Genomic DNA, 13957 nt, shown 5'->3' with positions numbered 1-13957 from the left:
TCTCATCATCTGGAGCTGAGCGATGGCTGAACTGTTTTACTTTGATAAGGGTGTCTTTGATCAGCTGCCCACAGTAGAAAGAGCCAAGTTCAAGACTCTTCTTAAGACAAATATGATTCCAAATGGTCGGCCCTTTTTTTTGGATGACAATGGCCTGCCAGACCAGATACTCGATGGTTTTTGTAAATACCTACTCTGTCCTCAACGTGCGAGTATTCAGACCTGGAAGACATACGCCAATCAGGTCTCCATCTTCATTCGGTTTATGACTGCCCAAGGAAAATCTTGGCAACAGGCAACAAAATGTGACTTAGACCTCTACTACACCATCCGAACCAGTGGTGAATACCAGAATCAACCTGCCCTAAAAGATCGCTCATGGAATGTGGCTAAAAGCGCCATTGTACACTTGTATGAATACGCCCGTGATAACGGGTTCATCGATAGCACTCCATTCAAATACCGACATTCGAAGGCTAAGTTCGGCGGGAAAAATGTAGAAACTGCTGATTTATCTGCTAAATACACTCCAGAACCAGTAAATTTTATCAGCATCACTAACTACCAACGCATCTGGCGCCCTCTTATAGCCAACGGCGAGAACTCTCAACGGAATCTGGCTTTAATTGATACCCTGATAGTATCAGGGTTACGTATTTCAGAGGCGCTAAACCTCGACGTTCATCAGCTCCCAGATCCAGATGACCAATGCTATGCCGGACTGAAGGCGGTGACGCTTAAAGTAGTTGGGAAGGGCAAAAAATGCCGCGATGTTCGGATTCCAAAAAGGATCGTTCGAGCAATCAGATTCTATTGTGATGAGGAAAGAGCAGAGATCCTCACTCGGGCAAAATCTGACCACACGCGCAAAAAGTCCCCGAAACAATCCAGCAAAATCTTTTTAGCACGAACAGGGCGCCCTCTCTCTAGCCGCACCGTGGAGAGTTTCTTTGCTGCTATATCCAGCAGAGCTGGTATACGACTAACCCCCCATGGCTGCCGCCATAGCTACGCTATCTATCAGCTGGATGCCATGATTAAACGCATGGCCCAAAATCTCAGGGAGCTCCGAGAGAACGGGTCCGATGCATATCGACAGATCTTGAGCGACCCACTCAGAGAGTTACAGAAACTGTTAGGGCACTCCCACATATCGACTACCTACATTTACCTCGACTTCCTAGAGGACTCTGAGGCTCTGGTTGATGAATCTTTGGGGAATTGGACTAAATGGGAAAACGAAAATTCCTAACCCGAAGGTTATCCCCCACTAAGAGCCGCTAACAAAACCAAGTTGGTTCGAACGATGCCAGTCCCCACATAGCAGGCATGACACGAAAAATCATCAGTAACCAGCTATGGAAATCCTTGCTGCCACTTATGCCACCCCGACAGCCTTCGCCACGGGGTGGCCGTCCACGCCTCGATGACTATGCCGTTCTCAACGGTATTCTGTTTGTCCTTACTACTGGGATCCCGTGGGAGGACTTGCCCCAGTCGCTGGGTTTTGGCAGCGGAATGACGTGCTGGCGTCGTCTACGCGATTGGCAAGCTCAAGGCATCTGGCAACGACTTCAGGTGACGCTGCTGACCCAACTACATCAAGCTGGCCACATCGACTGGAGTAGAGCTAGCCTCGATGGCGCGAGCGTAGCCAGCCCCCGGGGGGCCAGGAAACAGGACGTAACCCGACAGACAGAGGCAAGCTGGGCAGTAAACGACACCTAGTGGTAGAACGTCAGGGCATACCACTCGCAGTGCTTGTCTCAGGCGCCAATCGCCATGACTCGATAATGTTTGAGCCCTTGTTGGATGCACTTCCGGCGTTAGCAGGCAAGAGAGGGCGACCGCGATGTCGGCCTGACAAGCTACACGCAGACAAGGGGTATGATTTTCGCCGTTGCCGAGATTATCTGAGGCGACGGGGTATCAAGGTTCGTATTGCCCGGCGAGGCATCGATAGCAATGAGCGATTGGGATGTCATCGCTGGGTTGTAGAACGCACTCATGGTTGGTTGGCAGGCTTTGGGAAGCTACGAATTCGTTTCGAACGACCCATCTCGCCTTGTTGACACTGGCGTGTACCGTTATCTGCCTGCGCTTTGTTGAACGGTTTTGTTAGCGGCTCTAAAGTAGCGTAAACAAGACACCGGTTTGAGGCCGGTGTCGGTGATAGCTAGATCTGTACATGCATTGTTCAGCTGCGAATAGCCGGTCACTACATATGTTAGACATGCTGAAAAAATCCATTTTCATATCACAATATTAAGATGCCAGTCTAGACGGCTAGGGATTATGATAACCTCTTTTCATAATAGGAATAAATGCCCAATCAGATATCTTTCTGTAAGAGTCACATCTATCAGCGTAAACATAATAGTCTGAGTCTCCAGGCCACGAATACATACATATATCCGGGGCCGTTGATGACTTAATTATGTATGAACGGTCGCCTGGTGTGTTTTCTTTTATTTCCCACAATTGTTCCCCCTTGTCAAATGAACAATCATCTTGCGCTACTTGGTAACCAACCCCTAAGAACGAAAGACAAAGGCCTGTGTATTTATTTTTAAAAAAATATAAGTTTGATGAGTACGATGACTCGTGTACATCCCAAGCAGCTCTTTCCAACTCCTTGCTAGAAGATGAGTATTTATCTACATAATATGCAGAAAGTCCATATACATAAGAACCCACATTATTGTCATCTGAATAAACTAACGCACCAGTATTAACACTATAAACAGAATAATCGCCGGATACTAGCTTACTATTTCCTTCAGAGACGGGGATCGTACTTGTTATTGCCAACAAGAATAATGTGCCAACGTTCATTCATCACCTCTATATGCATTAGCTCGCTTTAATATATATAGCTACTATGGCTTTTTGTCCATTGTCCTGTGGCATTTCATCAAAACAAACGCTATAGCTCAATAAATATGCCTGCGTTATTAAGTCCTTAACTCTTTCATATTTTTCAGGTACGTATCTTTTAAATCTTCCAAGTGGTGCTTCTAAAGGATAATCTTTCTCCATAACAATATAAACATCTCCTTTATCTCCACCAGTGACAAGCCAATCCATTATTCCAAATTCTTCCGGAGAATTGCAGATATTTTTATCTTCGATAGCATAGGAATTGATGGAAATGAATAGCAATGCTGCCATACAGCATATTTTATTAAAGTTCATCTTTATCGCGACCTTTGATTTGAGTAACAACAGTTTTGTGATGTGGCTTTATTGTGAAGCATCTCAATGCTAACGGATCCACATCTTTATTAAATGTATCGTTTGACTTGTCACTTTCATAAGTTAGCTTGCTTTTAATATTTGCAACATTTTCCCTATTGTTTTTTACAATTTCATATTTACCATCTGAACGTCTACGCCAATTCGTTGGCGACATTTGCTTAATTCTTCTTGTTCGTGACATATCAGCTAATAGCACGACAATTCGTCTAAGATAGGGTAAGGTTACGTGTTCAGGAAGGCCACTTAACTCTAAATATGCTTCCATTTGGTTCCTTAAGTCCCTTAATATACGGTATCTTTCCGCCCCAATAATATAGACTGAATCTTCCTCAAAATTCTCCCCAGGATCATCAGCTCTTAGTGTAGGACCAATAAATAGATTCCCCGGTAACCAAGCAAAGTATTCAACCATATAATCATAACCATCTGGTCTGGAGACCGCATGTTCAGAGTTTGATATTTGACCTGCTGCAATCATATACGATAAATCTGCTGCTTGCTCAAGAGAACTCATAACTGCATCATTGCAAAGAACCCCCTGAGTACCTGCATATACCCCGATCAATATACCCATGTTTTTAAAAAAACCACCGATAATTCTTTGTCTCCTATTATTTTTAATAACTTCGTTATAAAAGTCTCTAATAAGATTATACGGTATTATATGATGCCTGGAGACAGGTACAGTAAAACTAGGCCCTATACCTGACTCAGTTAAGTCCTCATTGTAGTTGTTTAATATGGGATAAGGAACTGAGGGTCTTCCATTAGGAAGATTTATATTCCACTCGTTAGATATTGCAGAAAAACAACAAAAACATAAATAAAAACACAAGAATAATTTTCTTTTCATCATTAAAAATCCTTATTCATACTCATATATCGGCTCCTAGCTTAGGAGATAATGTCATTTTTAAGAAAAGCATGCATACGATGAAATATAAAGCAGTCTTGTAGATGATAATCGTTGCACCACATAAATAACTTTAGATAAGTACTATAGGGCCATCAACTTGTCAGAAACAGCTGTAAATATACTTTCAGGATTTATAATTCGAAACGAAAGATAGTCAAACCCTTACAGAATCCACATTAACTTAAAGGGATGAGTTATATTTTGTGATTTTATCTAGCCTGAACCAAGTAAATATAACACACGCTAGAAAAAATTAGCACATCCTTAATAAAGCTTCTATCATATGCTGACATTAATAAAGAGTATATGTAGCTTATAGGAGTAATAAGTACCATTTGTTCATATACTTAAAGTAATCTTGTGCATATTGATAGTAAGTATTTCAATGGCATTTTTGTCAGCTAAGGTTGAAATATCACCCAAGATCGTAGATCTCACCTGTAGATATCTTTCGCAGCATGCGGCGCATGATCTTGCCGGAACGGGTCTGGCAGCCCCTCTACCCAGTGGATCACATCCGGCGTGGCTATAGCGCCAATTCTCTCACGCACCCACTCCTTCACATCTTTATTCAGCTCGCGGCTCGGCTTTTCACCTGAATTCAGGGTGACATAGGCATAAATACCCCGACCGTTGATATCGTGCGGTACCCCTACTACCACTGCCGCTTCGGCGATCTTGGGATGGGCAACCAGCGCCGATTCGATTTCAGCGGTACCCATGCGATGGCCGGAGACGTTCAGTACATCATCCACCTGTCCGGTGATCCAGTAGTAGCCATCGGCATCGCGACGAGCACCGTCGCCAGTGAAATTGTTTCTGCTGCAATTTTTGTTGAACCCAGCATTTATAACATTGGCTCCTCACTCTACAGCTGGGGTTGAAGAAAGGCTTCCATGAAAAGTTCCTATAGCAGTTCTCATCGCATTAATTATGTAAACCTCACGCATAAAATTCCTCCACAATTTAATTTATATAAGATGCATAGTATTCTTTGATTAATTCAGACTGACCACGGGAACAGCCTATTGTGATTAATGCATCATCCAAACTCATATCTGCATGAGTGCGAAGAATCTCAATTGCTGGAAGCAGGTGCGAAATAGAAATGTATGTCCCTGAATTTAATCTTATCTTCATATGTCTACGAACCGTCCCTGAATTTAATCTTAGCTTCATATGTCGCATGGCATGTCTTCGATTATTTATCATCAAATCTGACCTTCTATTTATGTACACGACCTCATGATGCGTCTAATTTTAGACTGGGATGGCCGCTTTGAGGCCAGTGAAAAAGGCTGAAATAAACCACTCATTTAGGGGGCGATTTTTTCAGCACTGAAGGAAACTGAAAAAACCTGATTTAAGCCTGTTTTGTTACGTCATAAAACAGGCGTTGTTTCCCAAATCAACCATCAAGCCACAACTGCCCCAGCCCCAGGTGACCATTACACTCGGGGCTTTCTGACAGGTAGGCCAAGGGTATTCAGTTTATTTATGGCGCTTACATACGCCATGACTTCTCCTACTTGGCCGTTGTAGTTACGCAGACTGATTTTGCCCGTCATCAGCTGCTTGAACCGATACATCGCCGTCTTTGCCAGCGAGCGCTGGTGATAACCCGATATCTTCTTCCAGTGAACCAGCCCTTCCTTGCGCATCACCAGCACCGCCTCATTTCTCGGATGTCCCTTTTCCCATAACCCCGCGTTCTTGCGAGGTGGGATACAGGCTGTTGCCCCTTTGCGCGAGATAAGCTGATGGCTGGCTTTGCTGTCATAGGCGCCATCTGCATAAACACGTCCCAGCTTGCGCCGCAGTGGATTGAGCAGAGTCGGCAGCACCTCGGCATCATGGACATTGTCCAGCGAGACTTCCGCCGCCACGATATCGTGGCTCACCGGGTCTACCGCCAGATGCAACTTGCGCCAGACTCGCCGTTTCTCAGCACCGTGTTTTCTGACCTTCCACTCGCCTTCACCAAATACCTTCAGCCCAGTTGAGTCGATAACCAAGTCGGTAATGCGTCCCTTTGGGGGCTGTCGATAAGCGACCGTCACCGTGCGTGCCCGCTTGCTGACACAGCTATAGTCCGGTGCGCACAACGGCACATTCATCAACTCGAACAGGGAGTCGAGTAGTCCCTGAGTGGCCCGCAGAGTGAGGTTGAAAATCCCCTTGAGCATCAGAAAGGTGCAGATGGTCTGGTCGGTGTAGAGTTGGTTGCGGCCCCGCCGCCCATGATGGTCGTGGTGAAACCAGTTGTTCATGGCCTCGGTATCAACCCAGAAGGTGAGTGAACCACGATTAATCAAAGACTTGTTGTATTTAGGCCAGTTGGTGATGGGGTGAAGCGACGTGCCCATGATGCATACTTGAAGAGGATGGTGGTGATCAGATCACCAAGTCCTCAGTTAGTTCCATTCAAGCTGCATCGATTTGGGCAACAACGCCCATAAAACACCAACGAGCTTGATTTTAATTGCATTTCTATACTGAAATTTGGGGCGGCCAAACATCGAGCGACCACCTCAATACCCAGCTGGTCGTTGGTTGGTCTATGTCTGATAAGTCTGATGCAGATCTTGCAATCAAAGCACTTGAGGTACCCTGATTTTCACAGACAGTCCCGATTGTTACGATGAGACAATCGGGGGTATTGAATGAAATCGAGAGAACACTATTCACCAGAGTTTCGGGCAGAGGCGGTTCGACTGGTGTTGGAGCAAGGCCTTGGCCAAGCTGAAGCTGCCAGAAGGTTGGGTATTGCCAAAGGCACACTGAGCAACTGGGTGGTCGCAGCCAAAGGAGGAAAGGATACATCGGCCATTCCCGGAGCGCGTTCTGTCGCCGAACTGGAGGCTGAAGTGGCCCGGCTACGCAAAGCTCTCGCACAAGCCAACATGGAGCGCGACATCATAAAAAAGGCCGCCGCGTACTTTGCTCAGGAGTCACTGCCAAGTACGCGTGGATAGCCAACCAGCAGGACCTCTATCCCATTTCCGTTATCTGTCGTGTGCTGGAGGTCTCTCGTGCGGGCTTCTACCACTGGCGCCAGCGTCCACCGTCACAGCGCCAACAAGAAGATGAACGACTCAAGCTCGCCATTCGGGCTGCTCACAGCAAGACGCGCCAGACCTATGGCGCAGCGCGTTTACAAGCTGAGTTGGCCGCCGAAGGATTTTACGCCGGACGGGACCAGATTGGGCGATTGCGCCGTGAAATGGGGTTGTCTTGCAAACAAAAGTGCAAATTCAAGGCGACAACCCATTCTGCTCATTCCCTGCCTGTGGCGGAGAATCTCCTTGGTCAGGTCTTTGCGCCGACGAAGCCCAACGAAGTCTGGACCGGTGATATCACCTATATCGCCACCGACGAAGGCTGGCTTTATCTGGCTGGTCTCAAGGATGTGTTTACCTGTGAGATAGTGGGTTATGCGATGGGAGAGCGAATGACCACCGGGTTGGTCAGTCAGGCGCTGTTTCGGGCTGTGCAGCAGAAGAGGCCACCCGTTGGGCTTATTCATCACACAGACCGGGGCAGTCAGTACTGTGCCAAGGCTTATCGGGCTCTCCAGGTACAATTTGGCATGCAGGCCTCCATGTCACGCAAGGGGAACTGCTTCGACAATGCCCCGATAGAAAGCTTCTGGGGGTCTCTTAAAAATGAACTGGTTCACCACCATAGATTCAAGACGAGAGCGGAGGCCAAGGCAGCGATTCAGGAATACATAGAGATTTTTTACAACCGCCAGCGTCGGCATTCACGACTTGGCAATGTCAGCCCGGCGGAGTTTAACAAGAGGTATTGGAGAACTGCTCAGGCTGCTTGATCCGGGACTGTCCGATCTTGTCAGGACACCTCAGTATCCCGCCTCACAAGAACGCTGGACTCTGGAAAAAGGGGTGCCCAAGAAATGAGGCCGTGCTGGTGATGCGTAAGGAAGGGCTGGCGCATTGGAAGAAGATATCGGGGTATCACCGTCGCTCGCTGGCAGAGACGGCAATGTATCGGTTCAAGCAGTTGCTGGCAGGGAAAATCAGTCTGCGTAACTACAACGGCCAAGTGAGAGAAGTCATGGCGTATGTTAGCGCCATAAACAAGCTGAATTCTCTGGGCATGCCTGTCAGAAAGCCCCTAGTGTAGCGGTCACCCAGGGCTGGGGAGTCATGAGTTGCAGGCTGATTTGGGCAACAAAGCCGTTCGACAGTGTTGTATCCAAGATCGTGGCGGTCTGGAGGTGCTAACCTAGAATTTGCGAGTGAATTACCCCCATTAATAGTGCAGAATAAACAAAGATTAATTAAGCCATGCTAAGTATATAATTCCAAAAAATCACCAAAATAAAGTGTTATATATGTCTCGCTTTATGAATATAGACCTCAACAAATGATTGATTTAGATAGAAAAAATCAAATCCCCTTAGACTCCGACAATTATTAAAGTGTAAAATAATCAATAACTTACACCAATTGAAAGCAAAAACTTTCTTGGCTAGTCTACATTCCAGTTTAGGCTGACTTGGTGCAAGCAGACGTTATGTCCAGGGTAGAGTTCGAAAAAATCCCCCAAACAAACAACAATATCCGCAGCCTAGGCAGCCTAGTATTCGATAAACGTAACGAATTGGGCGACCGGGCACATCTAGATCTCACTAACATTTCCTCACACCAGGTATTAGCACGGGATTTTATTGCTGCACTCTATGAACACACCTCTCCCAGCCGGATAGCAAGTGACCTCACAATCTGGACCTATGTCCAAACCATTAAGGAGTTTTTGGAATACGTAGATCAAAAAAAACTACCTGAGCAATTCCGAATGATGGAAATCACGTATGAATTTTTATTGGAATACCGAGCACACATCAAATTAACCTCGAGTGGTTTTAAATCCAGCCATTCACGTCGGCATTTCGGTAACCTAATCAGGCTACTCGCGGCGGCACAGGCTATTGACCTCGCACGTTCAGATTTCTCCCCCCCTCGAAATTTCGCTTATAAATCCGATAGTGACCGGATACAGCCATATACAGCTGGTGAGGCCCTCGATCTGGAACACGCCTGCCGCAGCGATATACGAGCACTGCTGGCTCGGCTCGATACTGGGAGACAACTACTCACTACTGGTACTGATCCACGAGGGCATAATAATAGACGCGACCCGCAGACTGGTCGAATGTTGCGTCTCGACCCCAGTGAGCGACCATGGCTGCAACTGCCCAATATTTTGTGGTACATCGTCAATGTCATGAATGGGGAGTACCTAAAAAGATCAGCGCTACTTGCTGGCGGCCACAGCACATTTAATAATGTTATGATGGGATGTTATGATGTTCCATATAGAAAAAAAGACACATACTCTCTGCTATACCCCCTCACAACCGATCTAATACCATTTATAAATCTGCTAGCAAAAAAAACCGGCCGCAATGAAACATCAATTCTGAATCTGACTCGAGACTGTTTACAGGAATACGATGGGCGCTTTGTCCTCTGGTATGAGAAAAATCGTGGTGCTGCACGTAGATATAAGAAAATAATTGATAATGAAGGGCAATTCTCTCCTGTGGCGCTAATACAGGTGCTCTTACAAGTCACAGAACCACTAGTCAAATATGCCCCCTTGGCGGATCAAAAATATCTATTCCTAGGACTAACTGTAGAGGGACAGGGACGAGAACCAGTTAAAAAACTGGATCCTGGCTATATCAAGGCTCAGATGAACTGCGTTGGTGGTTGGTGTGACCAACATAAACTCGCAGATGAACATGATCAGCCGCTACGTGTATCGATGAGACGCTGGCGTGTAACATATCTCACCAACCGCTATAAAAGATATGGACAACTGAGCAAAGTCACTAGGGATGCAGCACATACGCTAGCTACTACGACCGTCGATTATATTGCGAATGATTCAACCAAGCATATCCATGAGCAGGCTATCAGAGATGCGCTTAATGAAGTAAGACATCTGGCTCGTCCTCAGATCGTGCCAGATGACAATCCTGAAAAAATCGCGGTAGTTTTAGATACGGATATAACTACCGCTGGGAAAATTACCAGAGGTGAACAGGATGTATTATTTGCATCCTGCTTGGATTTTTACAATCGGCCTGGTGGTCAACCGAATATGCCATGTGATAAACCATGGGGCTGTTTCACGTGCTCCAATGCCATCATTACACGCCATGTGCTGCCTCGCGTAATAGCACTTCGCGACCTGATTATACAGGCCCGTACCGAATTATCCGCAGATGACTGGAATGGGAAATTTTCGTTCCTCTGGCATGTAATAACCCATGATGTTCTGCCACGATTTTCATCCGATGCTATTGAGGAAGCTGAGCGTCTAGCTCAGGAGCAAATTTTTTACATCCCACTGGATATCAGGACGTAATATTGCAATGAAACTGAACCCTACCGCCTCTCTGCTTGAAGCAGGACTAACAACCAGTAAGTTTGTCTCTCCTGACACGGCAGTTTCTACCCAATCAGTATTTAGCAATGCACTATGGAAGATGTCCTCGCTCGTGAGTACCCCTGGTATATCAGAGTCCGATAAGACCTGGGATTTTCGAGACGTTCCTGGCTATCCATATGGATTCTCGTTAGCAATGGCTGAATATGCATATGCCAGACTATACAACGCAGTCGCAACTCATGACCGAGAAAGTGAATGGTTAACTCTACATAATGAGCTATACATTCTAAAAAGCTTCTCTAAATACTGTGCAAGTCAGGGCCGACAAGGCTTTTACGAGGTTGATAACAACCTGCTCGAACGATACCTGGATTATACCATGTATGTTGAGTGTAAGACGGACGCTAGAATATATAATATATTTCGCATCATATATCGTCTATGGGAGTACAGCAGCCGGATTACTATGCCGCTCACCAACATGCCGTTCGATAGACCATTCAATAAAATGTTCACCCAGAAAAAAGATCGGGTCGATACTGAGAATCGGACACCGCCGATTCCTGAGCCTATCTACACCGCCATCATGAGTGCAGCATTAGATTACGTGTTGGAATACAGCCATGTTATCCTGGACACTTGGGAGCAGTTGCACATTTTATGGCATAGTGAGATTGCACACTTGCATTTGAGCGAGAGCATGAAAACCAAGCGGTTCACTATAGTCGCAAAAAAATTAATGAAAGATGTTAATTCTGGCTGGCTGAAAAAGCCAATACAGACATACGGTGATCTATATGTTGAACTTCAGCAATTGCGCACAGCATGCACTCTCACTATTCTAGCCTACTCGGGTATTCGCACCACAGAATTGCTATCTTTGACCGCAGGATGCTACATAAAAGATTTTAGTGTAGATGGTCAATCTATCTACTATATCAATACTATTTTACATAAACATACAGGTAATGGCAGAAAAGATACATGGGTTGTCATCGAGGAGGTCGTCAACGCCATTAAAATAATAGAAGCATTAACAAGAAAAATAAGAGATGCTGCAAACGATCAGCGCCTCATGCTCACTGATGGCTCAAACAACAGTTTTAGTGTAAATAAAAATTTCACAGGAAGAACCTTTACTGAGTTCACGATGACATCAATTGTTTACCAACTTAACTCTTTCAGAGATCATTGCAATGTAAATCTAGACCGCGCACCAATACCTGAGTGGCCCAATGAATTTGGTGTGTCTGAGCCATGGTCGTTCAATGCTAGGCAATTTCGCAGAACATTAGCCAGATTCATAGCCAGACAACCATTCGGGATCATTGCTGGCATGCTGCAATACAAGCACGTTGAGGTTGCTATATTCCAGGGATATGCTGGTGAAGAACCTGAGTGGAATAAACTGCTGAAACAGGAAAAAGTTCTTGCGAGTATAGATATTTTGGGTGAATTAGCAATGGATCTATCACAGGGGATGGTGGCTGGTGAATTTGGTACTCATCTTAAATTGCAGTTCCATGCAGAATTTCGTGGTCGGGCTGAGGATTATCCCCCCTCACAAATAGCCAAATGGTTGGCAAACACAAACAGGGCTTTATTTGTAGGTAAATTCAACTTTTGTTTCTTCGACCCGACCAAGGCTATTTGCACATCAAAAAAACCATCTATAGAGAAACCCATAATAAATTTCTGCCAACCAGGTAACTGTAATAATGCTTGCATTTCAAAGCGCCACAAACCCTTATGGGAGGCTCAATTAAATCAAGCCTATGAGTTTTACAGGCACCCAAAGACCTCTGTATTTCAGAAACACCAACTCCAGGTTGAAATTCTCAGTTTAGAGAGTGTCGTTCAAGAATTAAATGAGGCGGAATGATGGCAGATAAAAATCATCAGGCTATCATTGATGCACTGGATGTATTAGCCAGAGGGGCATCCACCAAAACAAATGGCAAAATAACGAGTGTTAATTTAGCTCGAGAAGCTGGGGTTAGCAGGGCAACCATTTATCGATATCTTGATGAATTTCAAGACCTAAATGATGCGTTTGAGGCATTGAAAAAAAATGGACTCCAACGCACTGACAATGCTCCTATAACGTTACTTGAGGCATATCAGCAACGAGAATCAGAGGTGAAAAAGCTTCGTGCGGAGCTTAATGAATGCAAGCAAGAAATAAAAAAAATTAATAATCTTAGAGCTAACCAAATCCAGCTATTATGGATGGATAATGAACGATTGCAGGCAGAAAATAATCGACTACAGAAAATTATAAGTGATAACGTGACCAAGCTAATGCCTTAAAAATATTTTCCTATAATGATTTAACTGTACAGCTCTAGTTATCAGCTGGTACCGGTCTCAAACCGGCACCAGCTGATAACTAGAGCTGTACATACTGATTGAACTAATTCAGTAGATGTTTTTTTATATGTCTAGAGTCCCTATCTGAGTCGATTGTTTTTTTTAAAGTTTCGACTAACTCGTCCATCATTTGGATATCAATAAATATATGACAAGGTATGATGATTTCATCCCATTCATGTATAGGTATTAAACTCTTCGCTTTTGCTTCACCGAGCATCTTAAATAAGATGTTATCATTTTTCTTTATTGATGCTCTTATTTCTGAGATACATGGTATGTCATCACTTTCCATTAATAAAATTGATGAGTTAGAATACCACAACGCAAAGTAGCTATGTTGAATTGACTTGCTATAACGAATTAACATTGACGATAACTTAGATGCGTTCGGTTTAGAAATTCCATATTGATAGAGGCCATCTTGAAAATCCGAGATAACTTTCTTCTCATGAGAAACATCTTCTATCTTTAGTTTGTGAATAAACTTATATTTTGCTAAGGCCCTCATGTGTACAAATCTGTTTGATAGGCAAGTTACAATAGCATCTACATCAACAAAAAAATATTTTGAGTGCAAAGCCGACTCCTAATACTCACTGTATAAATATTGTGGTAATAACAGTCGAGCATAGAATAAAAAAAGAAAAACACTATCTTGTGAAAATTTCTGAATTATGAGCCTTGCATAAATTTCAGGATATTTCAAATATTTTCTCTTCTCATTTTCTCATGCAGGCGATATTCTAAAAATGGTAACAGCGTGAAGACTATTACGCTCTCTGTTTACCTCTCTGTTTACCATGCACTTTGTGTATCCTTAGTATGTGTGTTCCTAGCTTGCCTACTCCTATCTAGGAGTAGGCTTTTTTATATCTCATCAAAATAAAAAGTTTTCATGTGGCTGAGAATTCAGCTTTGCGATTAAATTAGTGCTTTTTTATGTACATAATAACATTATTATTTCTATTCATATCGAATATGCTCACA

General features: G+C 44.3%; 10 protein-coding genes and 3 pseudogenes. 7 read left to right on the top strand and 6 right to left on the bottom strand.

What is annotated here, in order from left to right; translation table 11 throughout:
- Positions 1-22 precede the first annotated feature (22 nt).
- The gene (locus tag AACS24_RS02510; protein ID WP_108572265.1) at positions 23-1252 is read left to right on the top strand and encodes a tyrosine-type recombinase/integrase; all 1230 of its coding nucleotides are present in this window, start codon (positions 23-25) and stop codon (positions 1250-1252) included.
- 77 nt (positions 1253-1329) lie between these two features.
- A pseudogene (locus tag AACS24_RS02505) lies at positions 1330-2122 on the top strand (IS5 family transposase).
- A gap of 164 nt (positions 2123-2286) precedes the next feature.
- On the opposite strand, the gene AACS24_RS02500 reads toward AACS24_RS02505, so the two are convergent.
- The 5 genes and pseudogenes from AACS24_RS02500 to AACS24_RS02480 all read right to left on the bottom strand — a co-directional run bounded on the left by AACS24_RS02500 (position 2287) and on the right by AACS24_RS02480 (position 6540).
- Complete coding sequence (locus AACS24_RS02500) at positions 2287-2835, bottom strand: hypothetical protein (protein WP_108572264.1); 549 nt, start codon at positions 2833-2835, stop codon at positions 2287-2289.
- Between the two features lie 18 nt (positions 2836-2853).
- Complete coding sequence (locus AACS24_RS02495; RefSeq protein WP_146181452.1) at positions 2854-3195, bottom strand: hypothetical protein; 342 nt, start codon at positions 3193-3195, stop codon at positions 2854-2856.
- On the bottom strand, positions 3185-4114 hold the full coding sequence (locus AACS24_RS02490; RefSeq protein ID WP_146181451.1) for a hypothetical protein: 930 nt from the start codon (positions 4112-4114) through the stop codon (positions 3185-3187). The genes AACS24_RS02495 and AACS24_RS02490 overlap by 11 nt, the downstream gene beginning before the upstream one ends.
- Positions 4115-4513: 399 nt before the next feature.
- Positions 4514-4986, bottom strand: a pseudogene (locus AACS24_RS02485) (AMP-binding enzyme); the annotation flags it as partial.
- 636 nt (positions 4987-5622) lie between these two features.
- On the bottom strand, positions 5623-6540 hold the full coding sequence (locus AACS24_RS02480) for an IS5 family transposase (RefSeq protein WP_108572263.1): 918 nt from the start codon (positions 6538-6540) through the stop codon (positions 5623-5625).
- A gap of 297 nt (positions 6541-6837) precedes the next feature.
- Here AACS24_RS02480 and AACS24_RS02475 point away from each other — a divergent pair.
- The 5 genes and pseudogenes from AACS24_RS02475 (at position 6838) to AACS24_RS02455 (ending at position 12907) form a co-directional block, all read left to right on the top strand.
- A protein-coding gene (locus tag AACS24_RS02475) for an IS3 family transposase (protein ID WP_108572262.1) occupies positions 6838-8006 on the top strand; the annotation gives its coding sequence in 2 pieces (ribosomal slippage) (positions 6838-7093 and positions 7093-8006; 1170 coding nt in all).
- Positions 8007-8041: 35 nt separating this feature from the next.
- Positions 8042-8320, top strand: a pseudogene (locus AACS24_RS02470) (transposase); the annotation flags it as partial.
- Positions 8321-8713: 393 nt separating this feature from the next.
- Positions 8714-10573: a hypothetical protein gene (locus AACS24_RS02465; RefSeq protein ID WP_108572261.1), complete on the top strand. Its 1860-nt coding sequence runs from the start codon at positions 8714-8716 to the stop codon at positions 10571-10573.
- 7 nt (positions 10574-10580) lie between these two features.
- Positions 10581-12479 carry a hypothetical protein gene (locus AACS24_RS02460; protein WP_146181450.1) on the top strand — a complete coding sequence of 633 codons (1899 nt, stop codon included), beginning with the start codon at positions 10581-10583 and terminating at the stop codon, positions 12477-12479.
- Positions 12476-12907: an HTH domain-containing protein gene (locus AACS24_RS02455; protein WP_108572259.1), complete on the top strand. Its 432-nt coding sequence runs from the start codon at positions 12476-12478 to the stop codon at positions 12905-12907. The genes AACS24_RS02460 and AACS24_RS02455 overlap by 4 nt, the downstream gene beginning before the upstream one ends.
- Positions 12908-13010: 103 nt before the next feature.
- Here AACS24_RS02455 and AACS24_RS02450 read toward each other — a convergent pair whose 3' ends face one another.
- Positions 13011-13547 carry a hypothetical protein gene (locus tag AACS24_RS02450; protein ID WP_146181449.1) on the bottom strand — a complete coding sequence of 179 codons (537 nt, stop codon included), beginning with the start codon at positions 13545-13547 and terminating at the stop codon, positions 13011-13013.
- Positions 13548-13957 lie beyond the last annotated feature (410 nt).

Source organism: Aeromonas sp. HMWF016 (assembly GCF_963878195.1).
GTDB classification, from domain to species: domain Bacteria; phylum Pseudomonadota; class Gammaproteobacteria; order Enterobacterales; family Aeromonadaceae; genus Aeromonas; species Aeromonas lacus.
This window is presented reverse-complemented; position numbering and strand designations above follow the sequence as displayed.

What these genes read in the sequence shown, in the direction of transcription:
- AACS24_RS02510 (WP_108572265.1), top strand. Translation starts at nt 23, where the DNA reads ATGGCTGAACTGTTTTACTTTGATAAGGGTGTCTTTGATCAGCTGCCC.
- AACS24_RS02500 (WP_108572264.1), bottom strand. Translation starts at nt 2,835, where the DNA reads ATGAACGTTGGCACATTATTCTTGTTGGCAATAACAAGTACGATCCCC.
- AACS24_RS02495 (WP_146181452.1), bottom strand. Translation starts at nt 3,195, where the DNA reads ATGAACTTTAATAAAATATGCTGTATGGCAGCATTGCTATTCATTTCC.
- AACS24_RS02490 (WP_146181451.1), bottom strand. Translation starts at nt 4,114, where the DNA reads ATGATGAAAAGAAAATTATTCTTGTGTTTTTATTTATGTTTTTGTTGT.
- AACS24_RS02480 (WP_108572263.1), bottom strand. Translation starts at nt 6,540, where the DNA reads ATGGGCACGTCGCTTCACCCCATCACCAACTGGCCTAAATACAACAAG.
- AACS24_RS02465 (WP_108572261.1), top strand. Translation starts at nt 8,714, where the DNA reads ATGTCCAGGGTAGAGTTCGAAAAAATCCCCCAAACAAACAACAATATC.
- AACS24_RS02460 (WP_146181450.1), top strand. Translation starts at nt 10,581, where the DNA reads ATGAAACTGAACCCTACCGCCTCTCTGCTTGAAGCAGGACTAACAACC.
- AACS24_RS02455 (WP_108572259.1), top strand. Translation starts at nt 12,476, where the DNA reads ATGATGGCAGATAAAAATCATCAGGCTATCATTGATGCACTGGATGTA.